General features: G+C 68.5%; 22 protein-coding genes. 7 read left to right on the top strand and 15 right to left on the bottom strand.

Features of this window, described 5'->3' with window-relative positions; genetic code table 11:
• Positions 1-23: 23 nt before the first annotated feature.
• From hyi to JUB11_RS16995, 4 genes are all read right to left on the bottom strand, one after another.
• Positions 24-809, bottom strand: a complete 786-nt coding sequence (gene hyi / locus JUB11_RS17010; RefSeq protein ID WP_207459768.1) for a hydroxypyruvate isomerase — start codon at positions 807-809, stop codon at positions 24-26.
• A 163-nt stretch (positions 810-972) separates the two neighbouring features.
• Entirely contained in the window at positions 973-1,890 is a 918-nt protein-coding gene (locus JUB11_RS17005) for an IclR family transcriptional regulator C-terminal domain-containing protein (protein ID WP_207459767.1), read from the bottom strand.
• A gap of 328 nt (positions 1,891-2,218) precedes the next feature.
• Positions 2,219-3,988, bottom strand: a complete 1,770-nt coding sequence (gene gcl / locus JUB11_RS17000) for a glyoxylate carboligase (RefSeq protein ID WP_207459766.1) — start codon at positions 3,986-3,988, stop codon at positions 2,219-2,221.
• 20 nt (positions 3,989-4,008) lie between these two features.
• The gene (locus tag JUB11_RS16995) at positions 4,009-4,206 is read right to left on the bottom strand and encodes a hypothetical protein (RefSeq protein WP_207459765.1); all 198 of its coding nucleotides are present in this window, start codon (positions 4,204-4,206) and stop codon (positions 4,009-4,011) included.
• Positions 4,207-4,596: 390 nt separating this feature from the next.
• Between JUB11_RS16995 and JUB11_RS16990 the strand changes: the two genes are divergently transcribed.
• Positions 4,597-6,624 (top strand): methyl-accepting chemotaxis protein, encoded by a 2,028-nt coding sequence (locus JUB11_RS16990; RefSeq protein ID WP_247887120.1) that lies wholly within the window; start codon positions 4,597-4,599, stop codon positions 6,622-6,624.
• A gap of 127 nt (positions 6,625-6,751) precedes the next feature.
• Here the strand turns inward: JUB11_RS16990 and JUB11_RS16985 are convergent, their stop codons facing one another.
• From JUB11_RS16985 to JUB11_RS33210, 3 genes are all read right to left on the bottom strand, one after another.
• Complete coding sequence (locus JUB11_RS16985; RefSeq protein WP_207459763.1) at positions 6,752-7,432, bottom strand: DUF882 domain-containing protein; 681 nt, start codon at positions 7,430-7,432, stop codon at positions 6,752-6,754.
• A gap of 293 nt (positions 7,433-7,725) precedes the next feature.
• The gene (locus tag JUB11_RS16980) at positions 7,726-8,454 is read right to left on the bottom strand and encodes a polymer-forming cytoskeletal protein (protein WP_207459762.1); all 729 of its coding nucleotides are present in this window, start codon (positions 8,452-8,454) and stop codon (positions 7,726-7,728) included.
• Positions 8,455-8,846: 392 nt separating this feature from the next.
• The gene (locus JUB11_RS33210) at positions 8,847-9,206 is read right to left on the bottom strand and encodes a response regulator (protein ID WP_207459761.1); all 360 of its coding nucleotides are present in this window, start codon (positions 9,204-9,206) and stop codon (positions 8,847-8,849) included.
• Positions 9,207-9,798: 592 nt separating this feature from the next.
• On the opposite strand from JUB11_RS33210, the gene JUB11_RS16970 reads away from it, so the two are divergent.
• The 3 genes from JUB11_RS16970 to JUB11_RS16960 all read left to right on the top strand — a co-directional run bounded on the left by JUB11_RS16970 (position 9,799) and on the right by JUB11_RS16960 (position 11,677).
• Complete coding sequence (locus JUB11_RS16970) at positions 9,799-9,972, top strand: BrnT family toxin (protein WP_207459760.1); 174 nt, start codon at positions 9,799-9,801, stop codon at positions 9,970-9,972.
• A complete protein-coding gene (locus JUB11_RS16965; protein ID WP_247887119.1) occupies positions 9,929-10,789 on the top strand; it encodes a thiamine phosphate synthase in 861 nt (286 codons plus the stop codon). The genes JUB11_RS16970 and JUB11_RS16965 overlap by 44 nt, the downstream gene beginning before the upstream one ends.
• Before the next feature lie 198 nt (positions 10,790-10,987).
• Positions 10,988-11,677 carry a GntR family transcriptional regulator gene (locus JUB11_RS16960; RefSeq protein ID WP_207459759.1) on the top strand — a complete coding sequence of 230 codons (690 nt, stop codon included), beginning with the start codon at positions 10,988-10,990 and terminating at the stop codon, positions 11,675-11,677.
• Between the two features lie 102 nt (positions 11,678-11,779).
• On the opposite strand, the gene pyk is transcribed toward JUB11_RS16960, so the two are convergent.
• A complete protein-coding gene (gene pyk, locus JUB11_RS16955) occupies positions 11,780-13,255 on the bottom strand; it encodes a pyruvate kinase (protein ID WP_207459758.1) in 1,476 nt (491 codons plus the stop codon).
• A gap of 269 nt (positions 13,256-13,524) precedes the next feature.
• On the opposite strand from pyk, the gene JUB11_RS16950 reads away from it, so the two are divergent.
• Entirely contained in the window at positions 13,525-14,289 is a 765-nt protein-coding gene (locus JUB11_RS16950; protein ID WP_207459757.1) for an NUDIX domain-containing protein, read from the top strand.
• 1 nt (position 14,290) lies between these two features.
• Here the strand turns inward: JUB11_RS16950 and JUB11_RS16945 are convergent, their stop codons facing one another.
• The 7 genes from JUB11_RS16945 to JUB11_RS16915 form a co-directional block, all read right to left on the bottom strand.
• Entirely contained in the window at positions 14,291-15,205 is a 915-nt protein-coding gene (locus tag JUB11_RS16945; RefSeq protein ID WP_207459756.1) for an EamA family transporter, read from the bottom strand.
• Between the two features lie 102 nt (positions 15,206-15,307).
• Positions 15,308-16,237: a histone deacetylase family protein gene (locus JUB11_RS16940; protein ID WP_207459755.1), complete on the bottom strand. Its 930-nt coding sequence runs from the start codon at positions 16,235-16,237 to the stop codon at positions 15,308-15,310.
• Positions 16,238-16,384: 147 nt separating this feature from the next.
• Positions 16,385-16,837 (bottom strand): CBS domain-containing protein, encoded by a 453-nt coding sequence (locus JUB11_RS16935; RefSeq protein WP_207459754.1) that lies wholly within the window; start codon positions 16,835-16,837, stop codon positions 16,385-16,387.
• 216 nt (positions 16,838-17,053) lie between these two features.
• Complete coding sequence (locus tag JUB11_RS16930; RefSeq protein ID WP_207459753.1) at positions 17,054-17,500, bottom strand: GNAT family N-acetyltransferase; 447 nt, start codon at positions 17,498-17,500, stop codon at positions 17,054-17,056.
• A 130-nt stretch (positions 17,501-17,630) separates the two neighbouring features.
• Positions 17,631-18,482, bottom strand: a complete 852-nt coding sequence (gene panB / locus JUB11_RS16925) for a 3-methyl-2-oxobutanoate hydroxymethyltransferase (protein WP_207459752.1) — start codon at positions 18,480-18,482, stop codon at positions 17,631-17,633.
• 22 nt (positions 18,483-18,504) lie between these two features.
• Positions 18,505-19,503, bottom strand: a complete 999-nt coding sequence (locus JUB11_RS16920) for an NAD(P)H-quinone oxidoreductase (RefSeq protein ID WP_207459751.1) — start codon at positions 19,501-19,503, stop codon at positions 18,505-18,507.
• 107 nt (positions 19,504-19,610) lie between these two features.
• Positions 19,611-20,351 (bottom strand): sulfite exporter TauE/SafE family protein, encoded by a 741-nt coding sequence (locus tag JUB11_RS16915; RefSeq protein ID WP_207459750.1) that lies wholly within the window; start codon positions 20,349-20,351, stop codon positions 19,611-19,613.
• Between the two features lie 206 nt (positions 20,352-20,557).
• On the opposite strand from JUB11_RS16915, the gene JUB11_RS16910 reads away from it, so the two are divergent.
• Both JUB11_RS16910 and JUB11_RS16905 read left to right on the top strand, forming a co-directional pair.
• Complete coding sequence (locus tag JUB11_RS16910) at positions 20,558-21,598, top strand: 2-dehydropantoate 2-reductase (protein WP_207459749.1); 1,041 nt, start codon at positions 20,558-20,560, stop codon at positions 21,596-21,598.
• 58 nt (positions 21,599-21,656) lie between these two features.
• Positions 21,657-22,097 (top strand): CBS domain-containing protein, encoded by a 441-nt coding sequence (locus tag JUB11_RS16905; protein ID WP_207459748.1) that lies wholly within the window; start codon positions 21,657-21,659, stop codon positions 22,095-22,097.
• Positions 22,098-22,222: the final 125 nt, after the last annotated feature.

Here is a 22,222-nt window from a genome sequence, read left to right as displayed (position 1 = left end):
GGGATCGGTCGGGGAAGGGGCGGTCAGGCCGTGGCGGCCGCCGCGCGCATCCAGCCCAGCCCGTCGCTGGTCCTGGCGGCCGGCTTGTACTCGCAGCCGACCCAGCCCTGGAAGCCCATGCGGTCGATTGCGTTGAAGACGAAGGAATAATTGATCTCGCCGGTGCCGGGCTCGTTGCGGCCGGGATTGTCGGCAATCTGGATGTGCGCGATCTTCGGCAGAAGCCGCTGCATCGTCGGCACGACGTCACCTTCCATGATCTGCATGTGGTAGACGTCGTACTGGATGAACAGGTTGTCCGACCCGACCGTCTCCAGCAGCGCTTCGGTCTGCGCGGTGGTGGTCAGGTGGAAGCCCGGGATGTCGCGGGTGTTGATCGGCTCCACCAGCAGGCGGATGCCTTCCGCCTTCAGCGCCTTGGCGGCGAAGGCCAGATTGTCCACGAAGGTGCGCTCCACCGCGTCGGCCGAAGCACCCGCCGGAGTCTTGCCGGCCAGGCAGTTGACCTGCGTGCAGCCCAGCGCCTTGGCGTATTCGATGGCCTTGCCGACGCCGTCCTGGAATTCGCCCACCCGGTCCGGCAGCACGGCGATGCCGCGCTCGCCCCCGTCCCAGTTGCCGGCCGGCAGGTTGTGCAGGACTTGCGTCAGCCCGTGCTGCTGGAGCCGCTCGGCCAACTCTTCCTTGGCGAAGGGGTAGGGGAACAGATACTCGACCCCCTTGAAGCCGTCCGCCGCGGCGGCGGCGAAGCGGTCGAGGAATCCGTGCTCGCCATAGAGCATGGTCAGGTTGGCCGCGAATTTCGGCATGTCGTCTCCTCCCTTGGAATTTCTCGCCGGTTTCTCGCCGGTTCTTCACCGGCGAACGGGCACGTGGGTGCGGTGCCGGCGTTGGCTTGCCGGCGGACCGGCATGGTTCCGCCCAGCAGACACCGCCCGGCACGGTCCCGTCAATGGTTCGTGGAATGGAATTTCATGATGCGGAAGTGATTTCCCCAAGTGCCTGACCGGCAACGCGTTCCTGCCCCCGCTTCGGCGGGATGCGCCCGCCGAACTGGTGGGAGATGGCATCCGCCGTCGCCTTCACCATGGCGCCGAGCAGGGGCAGCCGGTCGTCGGTGATGCGCGCCATCGGGCCGGAGACGGAGACGGCGCCGACGGGCTCCCCGAACTCGTTGAAGATCACCGAGGCGCAGCAGCGCATGCCCACGGCATGCTCCTCGTCGTCGATGGAATAGCCGCGCCGCCGGGTGCGCTCCAGCTCGTCGCGCAGGGCGGCGGGGGTGGCGAGGCTCTTCTCGGTGGGGCGGACCATGCCGGTGCGGCGCAGGATGCGGCCGACCTCCGCGTCGGTCATCTCCGACAAAAGCGCCTTGCCGACGCCCGAACAGGTCAGCGGCACCCGCCCGCCGGGGCTGGCGAAGGCGCGCATCATCTGCCGGCATTCGATCTGCGCCATGTAGATGGCCTGCCCGTCATCCTCGGCGGCGAGGTTCACCGTCTCCCCGCTTTCCTCCATCAGGCTGCGCATGTGCGGCCGGGCGACGACCACGAGGTTGCGCGAGCGGATGAAGGCGCTGCCCGCGTGGAAGGCCTGGACCCCCACCGACCAGAGCTTCCGCTCCGCGTCGAAATGGACGTAGCGTTCCTGTTCCAGCGTGGTCAGCAGCCGGTGCGCGGTGGAGGTGGACAGCCCGACCCGCTGCGCCAGATCGGTCAGCCCGGTGCCCTCGTCCGACTCCGCCAGCGCGTTGACGATGGACAGCGCCCGCAGCAGGGACTGCACCTGCGAGGAGCGCTCGGTCGCACGGTCAGAGGTGCGGTCGGCGGCCTGGTCCGGAGCAGCACCCCGCCCGCCAACCCGCCGCTCCCGCACGGGACTCTTGGTCATGCTCGGCTCCCGGTCTGGATGAGGCGCGTTGGAAAGGAGGAATAGGATTTAGAAAAGGGAACCGCGAATTCCGGCCCTCTCCCCACCGGGGAGAGGGAGGGTGAGGGCCGGTAGGCTGTGCTTTTCAGCACGCCATCGAAGGAAAACCACTTTTCCGTCATCCCCGCGAAAGCGGGGATCCAGACGTTCCCATAAGGGTCGTTCCGGGGGAGTCCTGGACCCCCGCTTTCGCGGGGGTGACGGCTAAGTGGCCGGTGTTCCTTCAATCACGGCATCACGATGCGCACGAAGGCGGTTCCCCGGAGAGCGAGGAACCGCCGCCCGCCGATCACACCCGAACCAGCTGCGCTTCATCCGCCGGGATGTCGAGCACTTCCTCGAACTCGGTCACGCCGTTGATCTCCTGGCCCATGGCGATGTTGGTCACGCGCTCCAGGATGACCTCGACGACGACCGGCACCTGGTGCTGGTCCATCAGCGACTGGGCCTGGGCGAAGGCGGATTGCAGGTCGTTCGGGTCGGTGACGCGGATCGCCTTGCAGCCCAGCCCCTCGACCACCTTGACGTGGTCGACGCCGTAGCCGTTGACCTCGGGCGCGTTGATGTTCTCGAAGGAGAGCTGGACCTGGAAGTCCATCTGGAAGGCGCGCTGCGCCTGCCGGATCAGGCCGAGGTAGCTGTTGTTCACCAGCACGTGGATGTAGGGCAGCTTGTGCTGGGCGCCGACCGCCAGCTCCTCGATCATGAACTGGAAGTCGTAGTCGCCCGACAGGGCCACGATCTTGCGCGTCTTGTCGGCCGCGCGCACGCCCAGCGCCGCCGGCAGGGTCCAGCCCAGCGGGCCGGCCTGGCCGCAGTTGATCCAGTGGCGCGGCTTGTAGACGTTCAGGAACTGCGCGCCGGCGATCTGCGACAGGCCGATGGTGGTGACGTAGCAGACGTCACGGCCGAAGGCCTGGTTCATCTCCTGGTAGACGCGCTGCGGCTTGATCGGCGTGTTGTCGTAGTCGCTGCGGCGCAGCATGGTGCGCTTGCGCGTCTGGCACTGCGACACCCACTCCGACCGGTCCTTCAGCTTGCCGGCGGCCTTCCACTCCTTTGCCACCTCGACGAACAGGTCGAGCGCCGCGCCCGCGTCGGACACGATGCCCAGGTCCGGCGTGAAGACGCGCCCGATCTGGGTCGGCTCCACGTCCACGTGCACGAACTTGCGGCCCTTGGTGTAGACGTCCACCGAACCGGTGTGGCGGTTGGCCCAGCGGTTGCCGATGCCCAGCACGAAGTCCGATTCCAGCATCGTCGCGTTGCCGTAGCGGTGCGCCGTCTGCAGCCCCACCATGCCGGCCATCAGCGGATGGTCGTCGGGGATGGCGCCCCAGGCCATCAGCGTCGGGATGACGGGAACGCCGATGGTCTCCGCGAACTCCACCAGACGCGCGCTGGCGTCGGCGTTGATGATGCCGCCGCCGGCAACGATCAGCGGACGCTCGGACTCGAGCATCATCGACAGCGCCTTCTCGACCTGCTTGCGCGTCGCGGCGGGCTTGTAGGGGGCCAGCGGCTCGTAGCTGTCTGGATCGAACTCGATCTCCGCCATCTGCACGTCGATGGGCAGGTCGATCAGCACCGGGCCGGGGCGGCCGGAGCGCATGATGTGGAAGGCCTGCTGGAAGGCGTAGGGCACCTGGCCCGGCTCCAGCACCGTGGTCGCCCACTTCGTGACGGGCTTGGCGATGTCGGCGATGTTGATCGCCTGGAAATCCTCCTTGTGCATGCGGGCGCGCGGCGCCTGACCGGTGACGCAGAGGATGGGGATCGAATCCGCGATGGCCGAATAGAGGCCGGTGATCATGTCCGTGCCGGCCGGGCCGGAGGTGCCGATGCAGACGCCGATGTTGCCCGGATCGGCGCGGGTGTAGCCCTCCGCCATGTGCGAGGCGCCCTCGACGTGGCGGGCCAGCACGTGGCCGATCCGGCCGTTCTGCTGAAGCGCCGCGTAGAACGGGTTGATGGCCGCGCCCGGAACGCCGAAGCAGACGGTGACGCCCTCCTTCTCCAGAACATGGACCGCCGCCTCAATCGCCCTCATCCTAGCCATAACCGGCCTCCTCGCTTGAATCACATGCGTTTTTTCAAAGAATGATCGTCCAGCGGATCATCCTGCATGGCCGCAGAGTGGCGCGCTCGGCGTGGGGAGGCAACGGTTTGCGGAAAGCTTTTCGCAATGTGGAAGGGGAGGCCGAAAAGCAAGTCACGACAAAGGGTTGAGCCATTCCGAACAGCAATGAACGTCATCGACGGTGTGGTGATGCCCATCGGCCAAGACTCCTGGTTCAGGAATGCGACGGTCCCCTCGGCATCTTCTGGCACTGCGGACACCGGGGCAGCGCCTCGCCACGCCGGCGGCAGGCCTCGAACAGCGGAGGTGAAAGCTTCCGTTCCACATCCAGCAAAACTTCTCTCTGCTGCGCAACAGAGATCCGGGATGGCTGAGTGCAGACTTCATGCTTCAGTAGCCCATGTTTAGAATCTGAAACACTGTGTTAAAGAAAGTTAAGAGATGAGAATGCCTCTCTCTTTGCGTTTGGCTGTTGATAAATTTCTAATATAATGGTCCTAAATCAATCAGCATTGCATTGTTTGTGGGGATGGGTGGTCGTGGCACGTTGGTGGCAAGTCCGGTTGCGGACAAAGATCGTGGTCGGAATGGTGGCCGTACTGGTGGCAAGCACAACAGCGTTCACCGGGATATCGCTTTGGCTGTCGCGCCAAGCAGCCCAGAAGGCAGCGATAACACTGACATCCGAAATTGCCGAACATCAGGCTGTCCGCGTTGCGGCAGGCATCACCCATGCCTTGAACAGCGCCCGAAGCATTGCCGATCTCATCGACGCGGAGCGAAGCACCCAGTCGCCCAGGCGGGAGGTCGTGAACCGGTACTTGCAGCGTCTGGCTTCAAACCCGGCTTTCGCTGGAGTCTGGGTCGATATGGCCGATGATGGTTTCGACGGCCGCGACGCTCATTTCGCCACACGCACAGACGAAATCCTGGGCCTGCCCAACACTGGACGAATGAGCCTGTTGTGGCTGCCCGGCGAGACCGGACCCAAAGCCGATGACAGCGAGGGTGTCAGCTACGAGGAAGTCCAGGAGAAGGAGTATTACAAGGACGCCGCCACCGCGAAGAAGGAGGTGGTGACGGAACCCTATCTTGACGAATTCACAAAGCAGTTGATGGCCAGCGCCGCCATGCCGGTGCTCGATGCCGGGAACGTCATCGGTGTGGCTGGAGTCGATCTGTCACTCCAGGGTCTGACGGAGATCGTGCAGTCGGTCCGTCCTTACGGTGACGGCTATGTGGCCGTGTTGTCGCCTTCGGGGCGATATGTCGCTCATCCCAACGCGTCCCGGCTGTCGCAAGTCAGTGATGATCTGCCCGCCGAGGTGCGGTCCGCGGTGAGCGAGGGGCGTGTGTTCCAGGACACGGTGATGCTTGCCGGCCAGCCCCATCACCTTCGTGTGCTGCCAATTCGCTTCGGCCAGGCCGAGACCGCCTGGTCCTTCTTGGTGGCGGTGCCGCAGGCCAGCATCATGGCGAATGCCGACCGGTTGACCCAACTGTCGGCCATGGTCGGTTTGATCAGCATCGCCTTCGGCGCCGTGGTCGCGCTGATGATCGGTGGTGGGCTGGCGCGTCCCCTGACGGCGATGACATCGGCGATGGCGCGTCTGGCCGACGGCGATCTTGCAACGCCGATCCCGGCACTTGACCGTAGGGACGAGACAGGAACCATGGCGCGCGCGGTCGATGTTTTCAAAGCCGGCTTGATCCGGGCTCGCGACCTGGATCAGGCTCGGAAGGTTGAATGGCAGGAACGAGAGAGCCGCGCGCGTGCGCTTGCTGAATTGCAGCGGGACTTCGAGGCCAAGGCGAGTGGTCTGTCCAGGGAGCTTGCCTCTTCTGCCGTGCAACTGAGGACGACGGCGGAAGACCTTTCGTCCATTGCTGACCGCACCGATGATCAGGCGGCCTCGGTCGCGGCCACGGCCAGCCAGTCCTCCGGCAACGTTCAGGCTGTCGCGACGACGACGGATCAATTGTCTGCCTCGATCCGCGAAATCACCCGGCAAGTCAATGATGCGGCGCGAGTTGCCGGTGTGGCGGTGGCCGACGTGGAAAGCACCAATAAGACGGTCGATGCCCTGGCGCAAAGGGCTCAACAGATCGGCGATGTGGTCACACTGATCCAGTCGATCGCGGCCCAGACCAATCTGCTCGCACTGAACGCCACGATCGAAGCTGCTCGCGCAGGCGAGGCGGGCAAGGGCTTCGCTGTCGTTGCCAATGAGGTGAAGAGCCTCGCGAACCAGACCGCCAAGGCGACTGGCGACATCGTGGTGCAGGTGGAGGAAATCCGCGCGGTCACGGAACGCACGGTCGGATCGATGCGTGGCATCGGCAACACCATCACTCACGTCAGCCAGATCGCATCCACGATCGCACTGGCCATGGAGGAACAGGGTGCCGCCACCGTGGAGATCGTCCGCAACATCCAGCAGGCGGCACTCGGCGCGCAGGAGGTCAGCAGCATCGTTGGCGAAATACGTGGCGCCGCTGCCGGGACAGGCAACGCCGCCTCGCAGGTGCTGACATCGGCGGACGCTGTCGGTCAGCGCTCCCAGGCACTGACGGCGGAAGTGGAATCCTTCTTCGCGGCCGCCCGCAAGTTCTAGGTTCTGCCGGATTTTGAGAGTCCCGGAGGCGGGGAACTGTCCCTTCTGCATCGGGTGCCGCCGTTCGGAGCGCCCGGTGTCCGGCTTCCCGTCATTCAGCCGTTGGCGCGGCCACGGCTAATGCCCTCTACCCATTCCACGTCCGCACCGGCCCGCAGTCGATGTGCACGAATCCGTTGTCCGGGTAGATGCCGACCCCGCCGCGACGCAGGGACAGGGCGTGGCGGGCAAGCGCGGTGACGTTCACGTCGGTGCAGGTGAAGTCGATGGCCTTGCCGACGAGGTGCAGGCTGTGTTCGGCGGCACCGCCGCGCCGGGCGCGGAGCATGCGGTTCGTGCCGATGGTCCGGAATCCGGACAAGATGGTGATCGGCCTCTTGGTCCGGCAGGCGCGCTGCACCTCCCACATGATGTCCAGAACGCCGGGGTCGATCGGCTGCACGTCGCCGGTGCGCCAGTCCCGGAAGAAATGGTTCAGCTGGCCGAGCGCCGCCCGGTCATAGTCGTTCCCGCGCCGGTAGGGCAGCGACAAGGCCTCGCCGGTGTGCATGTGGACCAGGCGCAGGCTGCGCACCTTCGGGCTCCTGTCGTCCTGGGTGCTGCTCCCCACGCCCTTCGCGAGGCTCCGCCCCTTGCGCGTGCCGGGCTGGACCGGGCGGGCGGCGGCTTCGCCCGTCAGGGGCGGCGCGCCGATGGTGGCGAAGGCGGCGAGGCCGGCGAGGATGCCACGGCGCGAGATCGTCCTTGCCTGAGGCTCCGGCAGTTCCGCCATGTCATGGATCGGGTGTTCCTGTCGGTCGGGCAGCATGGGCGTGTCCTCGGGTTGGCTGAGGCGGGAAGGCTTGGAAAGCAGGGGAGGGGCGAGGGTGGCCGCGGGCAGGCCGCGTCGGACAGGCCGGTTCGGCCCGGCCGCCGGTGCACCGGCGCCGAAGGGCGCGTCGCGGGGAAGGCCGTCCTGGTCCCGCAGGGTCACCTCATCGGAAGCCTATGTGGGTAGGCTTCCCTTTGCCCGTCACGGCGGGCGGCGCGAATGGCTGGCGGGTGGCATGGCGGTCCGCCGGGGCGCTGTTCGCCGGCCCCGGCGGAATCCGTGGCGGCAGGTTACTCGGCAGCGCCCGCGAAGGCCGTCGCGGCGGCGGCCAGGGGAGCGGCGGCCGGCTTGGCGGCGCTGTTGGTGCTGGCGGGCGTCACGGACTGGATGTCGCCGGCCAGCTGGCCGCCGGCCTCGACGCCGAGTTCGCCGTACTTGATCGAACCGGTGACCTTGCCGGTCGCGCGCACGGTCAGCCGGCCGCGCACGGTGATGCTGCCCTCGAACCGGCCGCCGATGTCCGCGTCCTGCACCTCCACGGACCCGTTGAACAGGCCGCTTTCCGCGATCTCCAGCGACTGGCCCTGGTGCAGCTTGGCGGACACCGTGCCCTCGATCACCAGCGCGTCGCAGGCGCCGATCTCACCGGACAGGGAGATGCCGCGCCCGACGATCAGGCGGCGGGGCTCGGCCGAGGCCGGCGCCGGCTCCGCCACGGCGGCGGGCGCCTTCGGGGCGGAGGCGCTCTCCGGCATCCGGCGCGGGACGGCGACCGGGCGGTCGATCAGCTTGCGCGGAACGTCCGTCCGGCTGGAGGACTGCGGCGGAACGGTGTCCAGGACGGGCGTGACGGTGGGGGCGTTCATGTCGGTGTCCTTGCTGGCGAGCGGGCTGAAGGTGGGGGCGTCGTTGATCTGGGCGATGGTCTGCGCGGCGGAGGCCGGCGGCTGTTCCGCGGGCGGCGGCGCGGTGGCGGCTTCCGCCGTGCCGGAGGTCTGGTTTCGTCGTCCGAACAACATGGTCTTGGCTCCTTGGGTCAGGGTGGGGTTCGGCTGGCGTCGGAGGGAAAGGGTGCGGGCAGGACAGGGCGCCCGGCCACCCCGGCGGCTCAACGCGTCTTGGCGCGGAACACGGGCCGGAGGGCAGGGGAACGGCCACGGGCGGTTCCGGCGCTGGGGCCGGCCGAGGCCGCCGGGCGGGCTGCCTCGGCCATTCGGAAGCACGGCGTCCGCGCGGCGGGCAAGGCGCGGGCCGTCAGGCCCGGAACCGCTGCGGGATGGGGAAAGGACAGGAGGCGCATGGTCACAAAAGTCGGGGAAAGGAACCTATGGATGGCGGGGCGGGGATCGGCGGCGCCTGCGCCCGACCGAAATCCTGCGGGCCGCGCGGGAGATCCTGGCGCCGGGGCGGATCAGTTCAGCGCGGCGAAGGCCAGCGCGCTCGCCAGCGTGCCCGTCACGAAAGGCTTGGACACATAGCCGAGCGGGCCGAGATCCTCGGTCTCCTTACGGAGAGCGCTGTCGATGTTGGCGGAGATGAACAGGGTCTTGATGCCCCACCGCTCATAAGCCGCCCGCGCCACCTCGGCGCCCGAACCTTTGCCGGCCAGGCTGACATCACAGGTAACAAAATCCGGCTTGTGGCATTCGATGTCGGAAATGGCTTTCGGAACTGTTGCCGCAACGGCACAGACATCGTGTCCCAAATCTTTTAATACCATTTTGATATAGAGAGAAACGACGGCGTCGTCTTCTACCACGATGGCCTTCACGATCGTATCTCCTTTTCTGATCCCTTTCCTTGCGGAGCAGGACGGGGTGAATGACTGGTGAGGCGAACCTGCCAGAACGCGGCCGCGAAGGCGAACGATAAAAATTAACGTTTCCTTCATCATACGATTTCGCAAGCTAAAAAGATTCCGCGATTCGGCGCGAATCCGTGCCGTGACGGATTGAGGTTCGATGCTTGTTCTCCCTTCCCGTCCCGACCGCCTCCGGGCCGTCAGGGCCGTCTTTCGCGGATTCCCTGGTCAATCCCGCCCATCCGCATAGGACCCCGGCTTTCACCTCTACCTATACTTCTGGATGGCGGGCGGGGCGGCCGGGCGCTGTGACCGCGTGCGGACATGGGGCCGAATCGGCGAGTCGGAGGAGCGATGCTCGTGGTCGTCGGCTCGGCGGGCGGCGCGATGCTCCCGTCGCGGAGCGCTGCGCACCATTCAGCGCATTGGCCGGCTTCAACGGCCGAAACGCATGGCGCGCCGTTGCACGGAACTGCCGGATTCCGGTACCGTCAGACGCACGGCCTGTCGTTCGAGGATGCCATTCCGGCCCTTAAGGAAGGGCGCCGACTCGCGAATCCGCATGAACGTGTCGTCCCGGATGAAGCGCATGCAGGTGATCGGCATGGCCTACGGCAACGTCCTGTTCGTGGTCGCCACCATGCGGGACGAGAACAAATGCCGCATCATCTCCGCCCGGAGGGCGACGCGCCATGAACAAGACCGATACCACGCTGGTGACCGTGAAGAGTGGTGAGGCTCCGCCCCGGGGCGACACCGATTGCGCACGGCTGGAGGCCATGACCGACGAGGAGATCCTGGCCGCCGCTCAGGACGATCCCGATGCGCAACCGCTCGCACCCGAGCAACTGGCCAGGATGCGCCGGGTTTCGCGCGTGAAGGTCCTGCGGCAGCGGCTTGGCATGACCCGGATGGAGTTCGCGCAGGCCTTCCAGCTTCCCGTGCCGCCACTCCTCGTCATCACCGACCGCTGGCAGGCGGCGGCGCCGCTTCCGTTGCTGGCGGAGCGGCTGTTCGCCGGCGGGCTGCGCTGGCTGTCCCTGCGCGACAAGGACCTGCCGGATCCTGAGCGGCTGGCGCTCGCCCGCGACCTCGTGCGGGCGGCGCGGCCCTGGGGCGCCACGGTCACCCTGCATGGGGAACCGGAGCTGGCGCTGCTCGCCGGGGCGGCGGGCGTGCATCTGCCGGACGGGGCGGACGCCGGGCGGGCGCGGGCGCTGCTGGGGGACGGGGCCTTGATCGGGCAGTCGGTGCATGGACCCGAGGCGCTGGCGCGCGCGGCGGGGCAGGAGGTGGATTACGTCACCGTCTCCCCCGTCTTCGCCTCGGCCAGCAAGCCGGGCTACGGGCCGCTGCTGGGGGCGGAGGGGGTGCGGCGACTCGCGGAGGCGAGCCCCGTCCCGCTGCTGGGGCTGGGCGGGATCGAGGACGCGGCGGCGGCGGGCGCCTGCCTCGGCGCGGGGGCGGCCGGGGTCGCGGTCATGGGGCTGGCGATGCGGCGGCCCGACGCGCTGGCGGGGCTGCTCGACGCCGTTCGGGCCGCCGCGCGCTGACGGTCTGCTGGCCGGCCGCGCGGCCACGCCGGGCCGATGCCGCCGGCACCACTGGACTTTGTAAAAAATATACGCATCTGGTATTTGAGATACGAGAAATCAGGCGGAAACCGGCCAACGGCCCGCCCTTGGGAAATCCATGGAAAATGGGACGCCCATGGAAAAACGAAAACACGAAGCACGAAGGACCGTGACACCATGACCGCCCTGCCGCTCAACGTGCGTCCGCTCGACACCGGCACGACGTTCCGCAACCAGGTCTACCATTCGCTGAAGCAGGCGATCATGGAGATGGACATCTACGACCACTCCGAGGAGATCCGGCTGGACGAACGCCAGCTCAGCGAGATGCTGGGCGTCAGCCGCACGCCGATCCGCGAGGCGCTGACCCTGCTGGAGCAGGAGGGCTTCATCCGCCTCCAGCCCCGGCGCGGCGTCTTCGTCGTGCGCAAGACCAAGGCCGAGATCGTCGAGATGATCCATGTCTGGGCGGCGCTGGAGGGCATGTCCGCCCGCATGGCGGCGGAGAATGCCCCGGCCGAGGACATCGCCAAGCTGTGGGAGCTGTTCCGCGACTTCGAGAACAGCAGCCCGAAGGAGCATGTGAACGAGTATTCGGACGCGAACATCGCCTTCCACCGGAGCATCATCGCGCTCAGCGGCTCGGCGCTGATCCGGGAGATGACCGACAACCTGTTCATCCACGTCCGCGCCATCCGCAAGCTGACCATCGGCCAGACCGACCGGGCCGAGCGCTCGATCCAGGACCACAAGGCGATCATCAAGGCGCTGGAAAGCCGCGACCCCGACCTCGCCGAACGGCTGGTCCGCGACCACGCCCTGGGCCTCGCCGCCCATGTCGAGAAGCACTGCGACTTCCTGGAATAAGGGGCTGTCCTTCCAGGGCGCGTGTTGAAGGCGTTGTCATGAACTGACGGCGGCGGTCCCGGGCATCCCCGGAACCGCCGCCGCTTTTCGTTGCGCCGGGCTCTACGCGGTGACCGGGGCCTTCCGCACGGCGCCGGCGGCCTGGGCCTCGGCGTTGCCGCTGGCCTCGATGGTGACGACGCGCAGGATGTTGGTGGTGCCGGCCTTGCCGAAGGGCACGCCGGCGGTGATCACCAGCATCTGGCCGACCTTGCCGATGCCCTCCTGCGCCGCTACGGCGCTGGCCCGGCTGACCATCTCCGCGAAATTCTCCACGTCCGTGGTCCAGACCGAATGGACGCCCCAGGCGAGCGAGAGCTGGCGGGCCGTCTGCTGGCGGGCGGATAGCCCAAGGATCGGCACGCCCGGACGCTCGCGCGAGGCGCGCCGCGCCGTGGCGCCGGTCAGGGTGAAAGTGGCGATGCCGGCGGCCGAGATGGTGTCCACCACCTGGCGCGCCGCCGCCGACACGGCGTCGGACACGGTGGCCTCGGGTGCCGGGTGCTCGGCGTCCATGATGCGGCGGTAGAGCGGGTCGTGCTCCACCCGGCGGACGATGCGGTCCATCATCGCCACCGCCTCGACCGGGTAGCGGCCGGACGCGGACTCCGCCGACAGCATCACCGCGTCGGCGCCGTCATAGACGGCGGTCGCCACGTCCGACGCCTCGGCGCGGGTCGGGGTCGGCTCCGACACCATGGATTCCAGCATCTGGGTGGCGACGATCACCGGCTTGCCCTTGGCGCGGCACTCCCGGATCATGCGCTTTTGCAGGCCGGGCACGTCCTCCGGCGGCAGCTCCACGCCCAGGTCGCCGCGCGCCACCATGATGGCGTCGGACAGGTCGATGATCTCGCTCAGCCGCGGCAGGGCGGCGGGCTTCTCGACCTTGGTCATGATGTGGGCGCGGTCGCCGATCAGCTCGCGCGCTTCCAGAATGTCCTCCGGACGCTGCACGAAGCTGAGGCCGATCCAGTCCACGCCGAGGCCGAGGCCGAAGCGCAGGTCGCTGCGGTCCTTCTCCGACAGGGCGCTCAGCGCCAGCTCGGCGCCGGGGACGTTCACGCCCTTGCGGTCGGACAGGGTGCCGCCGGCCAGCACCTCGGTCTCCGCGTGGTCGGGGCCGCAGCTCCGCACCTGGAGGCGGATGCGCCCGTCGTTCAGCAGAAGGTCCAGCCCCGGCGTGAGGCTGGCGAAGATCTCCGGGTGCGGCAGGCAGGCGCGGGTGGCGTCGCCCGGCGTGGGATCGAGGTCGAGGCGGAAGCGGTCGCCCGCCTTCAGCGCCACCGGGCCGTTCGCGAAGGTGCCGACGCGCAGCTTCGGCCCCTGGAGGTCGAGCAGCACGCCGATCGGGCGGCCGAGCGTGGCCTCCACCGCGCGGATCTGCTGGTAGCGCTCGGCATGCTCGAACTGGGTGCCGTGGCTGGCGTTCAGGCGGAACACGTCCACCCCGGCCTCGGCGAGGTCGAAGATCTGGCTGTAGGTCGAACTCGCCGGTCCAAGCGTGGCGACGATCTTGGTGCTGCGGTTGCGCGGCATGTGCGTATACCCCTGTGGCCCGGAAGCCCGACGGCCCGGGATGGATGAGGCGGGCTTGGAAAAGCCCGGCCATGTAAGGATTGCCCGGATGCTGGGACCGGGCCGCCCATGGGGTCAATCATGGGTATTACCGTTTTCCGGATAGCGGAATGTACGGCATGCCACATGATTCTCACGCCATTCGGCCGAGGGCATAGGCGCCACGCCCGCTTGACCGGCGGGCGCCGCGCCATGCTCTGATGGCTGGTCGATCCCGATCCGGACCCAGCATGACGCCTCCCGCCGAGCCGCGCCCCTCCGCCAGCCTGATCCTCCTGCGCGACGGCGCCGACGGGCTGGAACTGCTGATGATCCGGCGGCACGCCGGCCTGCGCTTCGCGCCCGGCGCCATGGTCTTCCCCGGCGGCGGGCTGGAGGAGCAGGACCACGACCCGGACTGGCGGGACCATTGCCGCCTCCATCCGGACGACGCCGCGCACCGCGTCGCCGCCATCCGCGAGACCTTCGAGGAATGCGGGCTGCTGCTCGCCGGTTCGATGGGAACGGACGGGCTGGCGGGGGAGGAGCAGCGCGCGGCCTTCCTGCCCAACACGGGGGAGACGCTTCTCGACGCCCTGCGGCGGTCCGGGCTGGAGCTGGCGACGGACCGGCTCGTGCCCTTCGCCCATTGGGTGACGCCGGAGATCCTGCGGCGGCGTTTCGACACGCTCTTCTACCTGGCGCCCGCCCCGGCGGGGCAGGAGCTGCGCATCGACGCCGGGGAGGCGGTGGACGCGCTCTGGGCGACGCCGCGGGCGATCCTGGCGCGGGCCGACGCCGGCGAGCTGAAGCTGATCTTCGTCACCCGCATGATCCTGCGCCGCCTCGCCGGCTGCGCGGACATGGGAGCGGCGGTGCTGGCCGCGCGGGAACGGCCGCTCGTCCCGGTGATGCCGGTGCGGGTCGAGACCCCGGCCGGCCCGGTCTTCCGCATCCGCGCCGACGCCGGCTACAGCCCGACGGAGTTCCCGGAGGCCGAGGTCACGCTGGGCTAGCTCAGCCCGCGCGCAAGGCCGGGGCGCGCACGCCGGACGGCAGGGTCATGGCGAGCACGCCGGCGATCACCAGGACCAGCCCGGCCCAGGCGGTCGGGCTCGGGCTCTCGCCGAGGAAGGCCATCCCGATCGCGACGCCGATCGGCACGCGCAGATAGGCCTGGGCCGTCGTGCCGACCGAGCCCAGCCGGTTCACGAGCCGGAAATACAGGACGAAGGCGAAGGCCGTCGAGAAGACCGAGAGGGCCGCCAGCGCCACCATGGACTCCGCCGAGGGCCGGAGCCCCCAGGGCGCGTCCACCACCAGGCTCACGGGGATGAGCAGCGCCGCCCCGCACAGGAGCGAGCCCGCCGCCGGCATGACCGGGTCCAACCCCTTGAAGCCCCGCCCGAAGATGGCGGCACCCGCGTAACAGACCGTGGCCGCGACGATGGCGAGCTGCGCCAGCAGGTTCCGGCCGAGCCCGCCGAAGGCCTGGACGCCGACGATGAGGGAGATCCCGGCAAGGCCGGCCAGCACGCCGAAGGACTTGCGCGCGGTCACCGCCTCGTGCCGGGTGACGGCGGCGGTCAGCAGGAAGGCGAAGATGGGCGTGCCCGCGTTCAGGATGGCGGCGAGCCCCGCCTCCACCGTGCGCTCCGCCCAGGCGATGAGCGTGAAGGGAAGGACGCTGTTGAGGCAGGCCTGGACCAGGAAGCGCGTCCAGGTCGCGCGGTCCCGCGGCAGGGCCGAGCCCCGCCAGCGGATGACGGCGAGCAGCAGCAGCCCGGCGATCAGCGTGCGCCCCGCGATGAGCGTCACGGGCGGGATGGTCTCCACCCCGACCTTGATGAAGCTGTAGGACGCCCCCCAGAGCGTCGCCAGCAGGAGAAGCAGGCCGAGATCGGCTGCCCCGTTGTTCCGCGGATGTGTCATCTTTCCCCCACCTTGTTCGGACGGCGGGGAGCATGCCACCGGGCGGGAGGCGGTCGCTTCGGCCGGGACCGAAGCGACCGGGTCGGGGAAGGGCCGGGCGGATCAGGCCCGCGTCAGCGCCTTCAGATGAGCCTCGACACCCTCGGCGAGGCCGGTCATGTCGTAGCCGCCCTCCAGCGCGGAGACGACGCGCCCGCCGCAATGCTTGTCGGCCACGGCCATGAGCTGGCGGGTCGCCCATTCGAAGTCGGCGCCGGTGAAGTTCAGGTTGGCCAGGGGATCGCGGGCGTGGGCGTCGAAGCCGGCGGAGATCATCACCAGCTCCGGCGCGAAGGCGTCGAGCGCCGGGATGATCGCCCGCTCCATGGCCTGCCGGAACTCGACCGAGCCGCTGTAGGGCTCAAGCGGCACATTGACGATGTTCTCCGCCACTCCGCGCTCGTGCGACCGGCCGGTGCCGGGATAGAGCGGCGACTGGTGGGTGGAGGCGAAGAACAGGCCCGGCTCGTTGTAGAACATCGCCTGGGTGCCGTTGCCGTGGTGGACGTCGAAATCGACGACCGCCACCCGCGTCAGCCCGTGCCGCTTGCGCGCCTGCTCGGCGCCGACGGCGATGTTGTTGAAGACGCAGAAGCCCATGGCGCGGGCCGGCTCGGCGTGGTGGCCGCAGGGGCGCACGGCGCAGAAGGCGTTGTCCGCCTCGCCGCCGAGCACGGCGTCCACGGCGGCGCAGACCGAGCCCGCGGCGCGCAGGATGCCGGAGCGCGACCCCGGTGACAGCACCGTGTCGGCGTCGAGCCGGACATAACCCTCCTCGGGGAAGGAGGCCATGACCTCGTCCACGTAACTGTGATCATGCACCCATTTGAGCTGCTCGGCTTCGGCTTCCGGGGCGGGGCGCCGCTCCAGGCCGCGGAACTCCTCGCGGTCGAGCACCTGCCAGACGACCCGGATCCGTTCCGGGCGTTCCGGATGGCCGGGGCCGGTATCGTGATGCTCGCAGTCGGGATGGGTGAAGATCAAGGTCGTCATGAACACCCTCTTTCGTCGGTCGGAGCGCTGTTGCCGGGCATTGTCTGTTGCCCGTGATCGTTATGAAGGTAACGGAACGGCACGCGAAAAACGCCCCTGGAGCGCGAGGCTCCGGGGCGTCGGACGCTCGTGTCCTCCCAGGCGCGATCAGTGGGCGTAGGCGCTGGGCTGGTGGGGCGCCGTGCGGTCCGCGGTCGAGCCCAATTCCTCGAGCTGCAGGCGGGTGAAGTCGCGGGCGCTGACCACGCCGATGAGGTGGCCGTCGTCCAGCACCGGCAGATGGCGGATGTGGTGGTCCTCCATCAGCTGCAGCGCGTGGCGCAGGCTGTCGGTCGGCGCGCAGGTCACCGGGCAGCGGGTCATCAGCTGCGAGACGGGCGTCTGCATCAGCGCCGGCCCCTTCTCCAGCAGCGCGTGCACGATGTCGCGCTCGGACAGAACGCCGGCCAGCGTGTTGCCCTCCGTGCGGCAGACATCCTTGACCACGAGGGAGCTGATGTTTTCCGCCTTCATCAGCCGGATCGCTTCCTCGACCGTGGAGCCCGAGCGCACGGCGACGACGCGGGCTTCCTTCTTGCGGAGAATATGTTCGACGTTCATGGCAGGCGCTCCTCGGAACGGGCGGTGAGATGGGGGCGGTGAGCTGACTGCGGCGGCGCCCTGGTGAGTTCTGGTATACCAAATCCAGAATGCAGGTGCAAAGTAATTCCGAATACGGACTGTTGAACTTACGTATCATATCGCCGCCGGAATCGCCAACGCGAACGGCCCGGCGGGTGATGCCGCCGGGCCGTTCCGCCGTCCCGAAGCCTTGCCTCAGGCGATCGGCAGGACGAGCTGGAAGGCTTTGATGGTCATGCGCTTGCGGTGATAGAAGCGGTGCGCGTCGCCGCGCTGGATGCCGGAGATGATCTCCATCTGCGCGCAGCCGCGCTGCTTCGCCTGGTCGGCCAGCCAGTCGAACAGCTTGTCGCCCAGGCCGAAGGACCGCATCTTCGGCGAGGTCACCAGATCCTCGACATACATGTAGCGGCCGCGCGACAGCGTCTCGTGCACGCGGAAGCCGGCGCAGCCGCCCACCTCGCCGTCGACCCGCAGCAGGACAAGGTTGTAGCCGTCGTCCATCTGGCGGCGGATCTGGTCGCGGTAGACCGTCTCGTCGGTGAAGCTGGTGCGGAGTTCCTTGACGACCGGGAAGCTCGCGGCGATGTCGGCGTCGTCCTTGGCGAGCGTGATGTCGATGGTGGCGGACTGCTGTTCCATGGCGTTGCTTTCCTTCCCCTGGGGTTCGTGCTGTTCTGGTATACGGTATCCCAACAACCGGATGGTGCCTAGCCGCCCCATGCGCCCTGCGGGTGCGGCAAATTGTCCGCACACCGAACAATGGGCGCGGTCAGTCCCCGGCCGGCTCCAGGGCCGGCTTCGGCTTCGCCGGGGCGAAGACGTTCTCCGGGCCGGGGAAGCGGCGGTTGCGCACGTCGTCGGCGAAGCACGCGGCAGCCTCCGAGATCTGCCCCCCGAGCTGGGCGTAGCGGCGCACGAACTTCGGCGTGAAGTCGCTGAACAGGCCGAGCAGGTCGTCGGTGACCAGCACCTGTCCGTCGCAGCCGAGCGAGGCGCCGATGCCGATGGTCGGCACGGGCACCGCCGCCGTGATGCGGTCGGCCAGGGGTTCGACCACGCCTTCCACCACGATGCTGAAGGCGCCGGCCTCGGCGATGGCCCGGGCGTCGGCGAGGATGGCGTCGCCCTCGGCCTCCGTGCGGCCGCGCGTGCGGAAGCCGCCCAGCGCGTTCACCGACTGCGGCGTCAGCCCGACATGGCCCATCACCGGCACGCCGCGCGCGGTCAGGAACGCCACCGTTTCCGCCATCTCGGCGCCGCCCTCCAGCTTGACGGCGGCGCAGCCAGTCTCCGCCATGACGCGGGCGGCGTTGCGGAAGGCCTGCTGCGGCGATTCCTGGTAGCTCGCGAAGGGCATGTCCACGATGACGCAGGCGCGCGAGGATCCGCGGCACACCGCCGCCCCGTGCGCGATCATCATGTCGAGCGTGACGGGCAGGGTGCTCTCGAAACCGTAGACCACCATGCCCAGGCTGTCGCCGACCAGGATCATGTCCACATGCGGGTCGATCAGCTTGGCCACGGGGGTGCTGTGGGCGGTGAGGCAGACCAGCGGCTCCCCACCCTTGCGCCGTGCGAGCGCGGGCACGCTCACCCGCTTGGAACCTGGCGTGACGCTCATGTCCGAATCCTCATGCGGGGGGTCAGCGGACGGTCAGGACGATCTTGCCGACATGGCGGTTGCTTTCCATCAGGGCGTGCGCCCCGGCCGCCTCGGCAAGCGGGAAGGTCTGGTGGACGACCGGCCGGATGGTGCCCGCCGACACCAGCGGCCACACCCGCGCGCGGAGCTGGTCGGCCACCGCCTTCTTGTAGGAGGCCGGCCGCGCGCGCAGTGTCGAGCCGGTGATCCTCAGCCGCTTGATCATGACGGGGAAGAGGTTGACCGACGCCGTGGCCCCGCGCACGAAGCCGATGACCACGTAGCGCCCCTCCACCGCGAGGCAGTCGAGGCTGCGGGAGACATAGTCGCCGCCGACGATGTCCAGCACGACGTCCACGCCGGTCCCGCCGGTCTCCTCCTTCACGACGGCGGCGAAATCCTCCTCCGTGTAGTCGATGGCGCGGTCGGCGCCGAGATCCCGGCAGGCCCGGCACTTGTCGGCACCCTTGGCCGTGGCGAAGACGCGCGCACCCAGCGCCTTGGCCATCTGGATGGCCGTGGTGCCGATGCCCGACGTGCCGCCATGGACCAGCAGGCTCTCGCCGGGCTGGAGCCCGCCGCGCTCGAACACGTTGGACCAGACGGTGAAGTGGGTCTCGGGCAGCGAGGCCGCCTCGATCATGCTCAGCCCTTCCGGCACCGGCAGGCACTGCATGGCGGGCACGGTGCAATATTCGGCGTAGCCGCCGCCGGCCAGCAGCGCGCAGACCGGATCGCCGACCGACCAGCCCGTGACCTCCGGGCCCAGGGCGGCGACGCGGCCCGCGACCTCCAGCCCGGGGATGTCGGTCACGCCCGGCGGCGGGTTGTACTTGCCGAGCCGCTGGAGCACGTCCGGGCGGTTCACGCCGGCCGCCGCGACCTCGATCAGCAGCTCGCCCGGTCCGGCCTCCGGAACGGGGCGGCGGGCCGGGGTCAGCACCTCGGGCGCGCCGGGGCGGCTCACCTCGATCGCGGTCATGGTCTCGGGCCGGCTCATGGGCTCTTCTCTTGGATGGTTGGGAGAGCGGGCGATCTTTTCCGCCGCCGGGGTTCCGCGGCAACGGCCGTGGAAGATGATTTCATCCTGCGGAAAGCGCCGCCGCTTCAGCCTTTCACGAAGAAGTAGAGGGTGAGGACCGTGCCGATGGCGACGACGAGGCTCTTCAGCACCTTCGGCTTCACGCGCTTGGCGCCGATGGCGCCGGCGAAGCCGCCGGCCACCGCCGCCGCGGCCATGGCCAGCGTTTCCGGCCAGGACACCGCACCCGCCGCGACGAAGGCCGCGACGGCGGCGGCGTTCATCAGGGTCGCCAGCAGGATGCGCAGCCCGTTCATCGCGTGGATGTTGGTCATGCCGAACATGGTCAGGGCGGCCAGCATCAGGAAACCGATCCCGCCACCGAAATAGCCGCCGTAGATGGAGATGAGGAACTGCGCGACCAGCACGCCGCGCCCGCCGAGCCGCAGCGCCTTCGTCGCGTTCGGCGCGAAGGTGCCGAGCGCGAAGAGGGCGGTCGCGAAGAGCAGCAGCCAGGGCACGAGGTCGGCGAAGAGCGCGTTCGGCGTGACGAGCAGGAGCAGAGCGCCCAGCAGCCCGCCGACGAGGCTGAGCGCCACGAAGGCCTTCACGCTCACCTCCTCGACGCCGCGGATGTCCTCGCGGTAGCTCCAGGCGCTGGCCGCCTGGCCGGGGAAGAGGGCGACCGTGCTCGACGCGTTCGCGGCGACGGGCGGCACGCCGGCGAAGAGCAAAGCGGTGAAGGTGATGAAGGCGCCGCCGCCGGCGATCGCGTTGAGGATGCCCGAGGCGAAGGCGGCCGCCATCAGCAGGACCAGGGTGAGCATGGAGCCTCTTGGATGGGAGGGAGAGAGGGGTAGGGGCAACGATTCCGAGAGGCGGAAACTCTGCGACCTTTTGTCCATTGACTTCGGGTATCTTGTATACCAAGCTCTGAAAAGCTTGTGAAGCGGACTGTTTACGGCCAACGCAAACGCCGAAAAATGGCGCGTGGCCCTGCGAATTCGGCTCAAAATTTCGGGGAGGGACGGGTATGAAGATCTGTATCTATGGCGCGGGCGCCATCGGCGGCTATCTCGGCGTGCGGCTCTGCCAGGCGGGCGCCGATGTCAGCTTCGTGGCGCGCGGCGCCCATCTCGCGGCGATGCGCGAGAACGGCGTGAAGCTGATCATGGGCGAGGAAGAGATCGTCGCCCATCCGCGCTGCACGGACGATCCGGCCGAACTCGGCCCGCAGGATTACGTCATCATCGGGCTGAAGGCCCATTCGGTGCCGGGCGTCGTCGACGCGATCCAGCCGCTGCTGGGCAAGGACACGGCCATCGTCACCGCCGTGAACGGCATCCCCTACTGGTACTTCTACAAGAACGGCGGCGAGTTCGAGGGGCGCAGCCTCGAGACGGTCGATCCGGGTGCGGTGCAGTGGAACGGCTTCGGGCCGGAGCGCGCGATCGGCTGCGTCGTCTATCCCGCGACGGAGGTCGTGGCCCCGGGCGTCATCCAGCATGTCTACGGCGACAAGTTCTCGCTCGGCGAGCCGGACGGCAGCCAGTCGGAGCGCGTCAAGGCGCTGAGCGCCATGATGGAGAAGGGCGGCCTGCGCGCCCCCGTGCTCGACCGCATCCGCGACGAGATCTGGCTGAAGCTGTGGGGCAACCTCTGCTTCAACCCGATCAGCGCGCTGACCCACGGCACGCTGGAGCAGATCTGCGGCGACGCCGAGACCCGCGCCGTCGCCAAGGCGATGATGCTGGAGGCCAAGGAGATCGGCGACCGTCTGGGCGTCCACTTCCGCGTCGACGTCGAGCGCCGCATCAACGGTGCGGCCGCGGTGGGCGCGCACAAGACCTCCATGCTCCAGGACCTGGAGCGTGGCCGACCGATGGAGATCGACGCCCTGCTGGCCGTCGTCCAGGAGATGGGCCGCATGGTCGGCGTCCCCACCCCGACGATGGACGTGGTGCTGGCGCTGGTCCGGCAGCGCGGCGAGATCGCCGGCTGCTACACCCGCCCGAAGCAGGAGAGCGAGGCCGTCGAGGCCGCCGCTCCGGCCCCCGCCGTCGCCGCCCAGTGATCCCGTGGCCCCCGTGTCCCGGGACGGGCGCGGGGAGCGGCTGCAAGAGAGGTGCGTCATGAAGGTCGAGGATATTCTCCGCAGGAAGGGCACGCGCATCAACACGGTGCGGGTGAACGAGCCCATCGAGACGGCGCTCCGGCTCATGGCGTCCGAGAACATCGGCGCCCTCGTGGTCAAGGACGTCTGCCGGACGGAGGGCAACACCGTCGTCGGCGTCATTTCCGAGCGCGATGTGGTGCGCGGGCTGGTGCAGCAGGGGCCGACCGTGCTGAAGCAGACGGTCGCGACCCTGATGTCGAAGAACCCCATCTGCTGCGCGCCGGGGGACTCGATCCGCCATGTGCTGTCGCTGATGGACAAGCATTCGATCCGTCATGTGCCGGTGCTGGAGGGCATGAACCTCATCGGCGTGATCAGCGTGCGCGACTTCATCAAGACGCAGCTCGAGGCGCTGCCCGAGGACGAGTCCGAGACTCCGCTGGCCGCGGCCGAATGACGGGAAAGGCCGGGGACGCGTTCCCGGCCTTTTTCAATGTGCGCCCAGCATGGGCGTTCTCTTGTGGGTGCAAGTCCCATCGTAAGCTGATCACGGCGAGCGAAGTGAAGCGCAACTGCGGAAGG

Origin of the sequence: Azospirillum sp. SYSU D00513 (genome assembly GCF_017356015.1) — a bacterium.
Lineage (GTDB): Bacteria > Pseudomonadota > Alphaproteobacteria > Azospirillales > Azospirillaceae > Azospirillum.
Note: the sequence above shows the minus strand (reverse complement) of the source record. Positions and strands in the feature narration are given on the sequence as shown.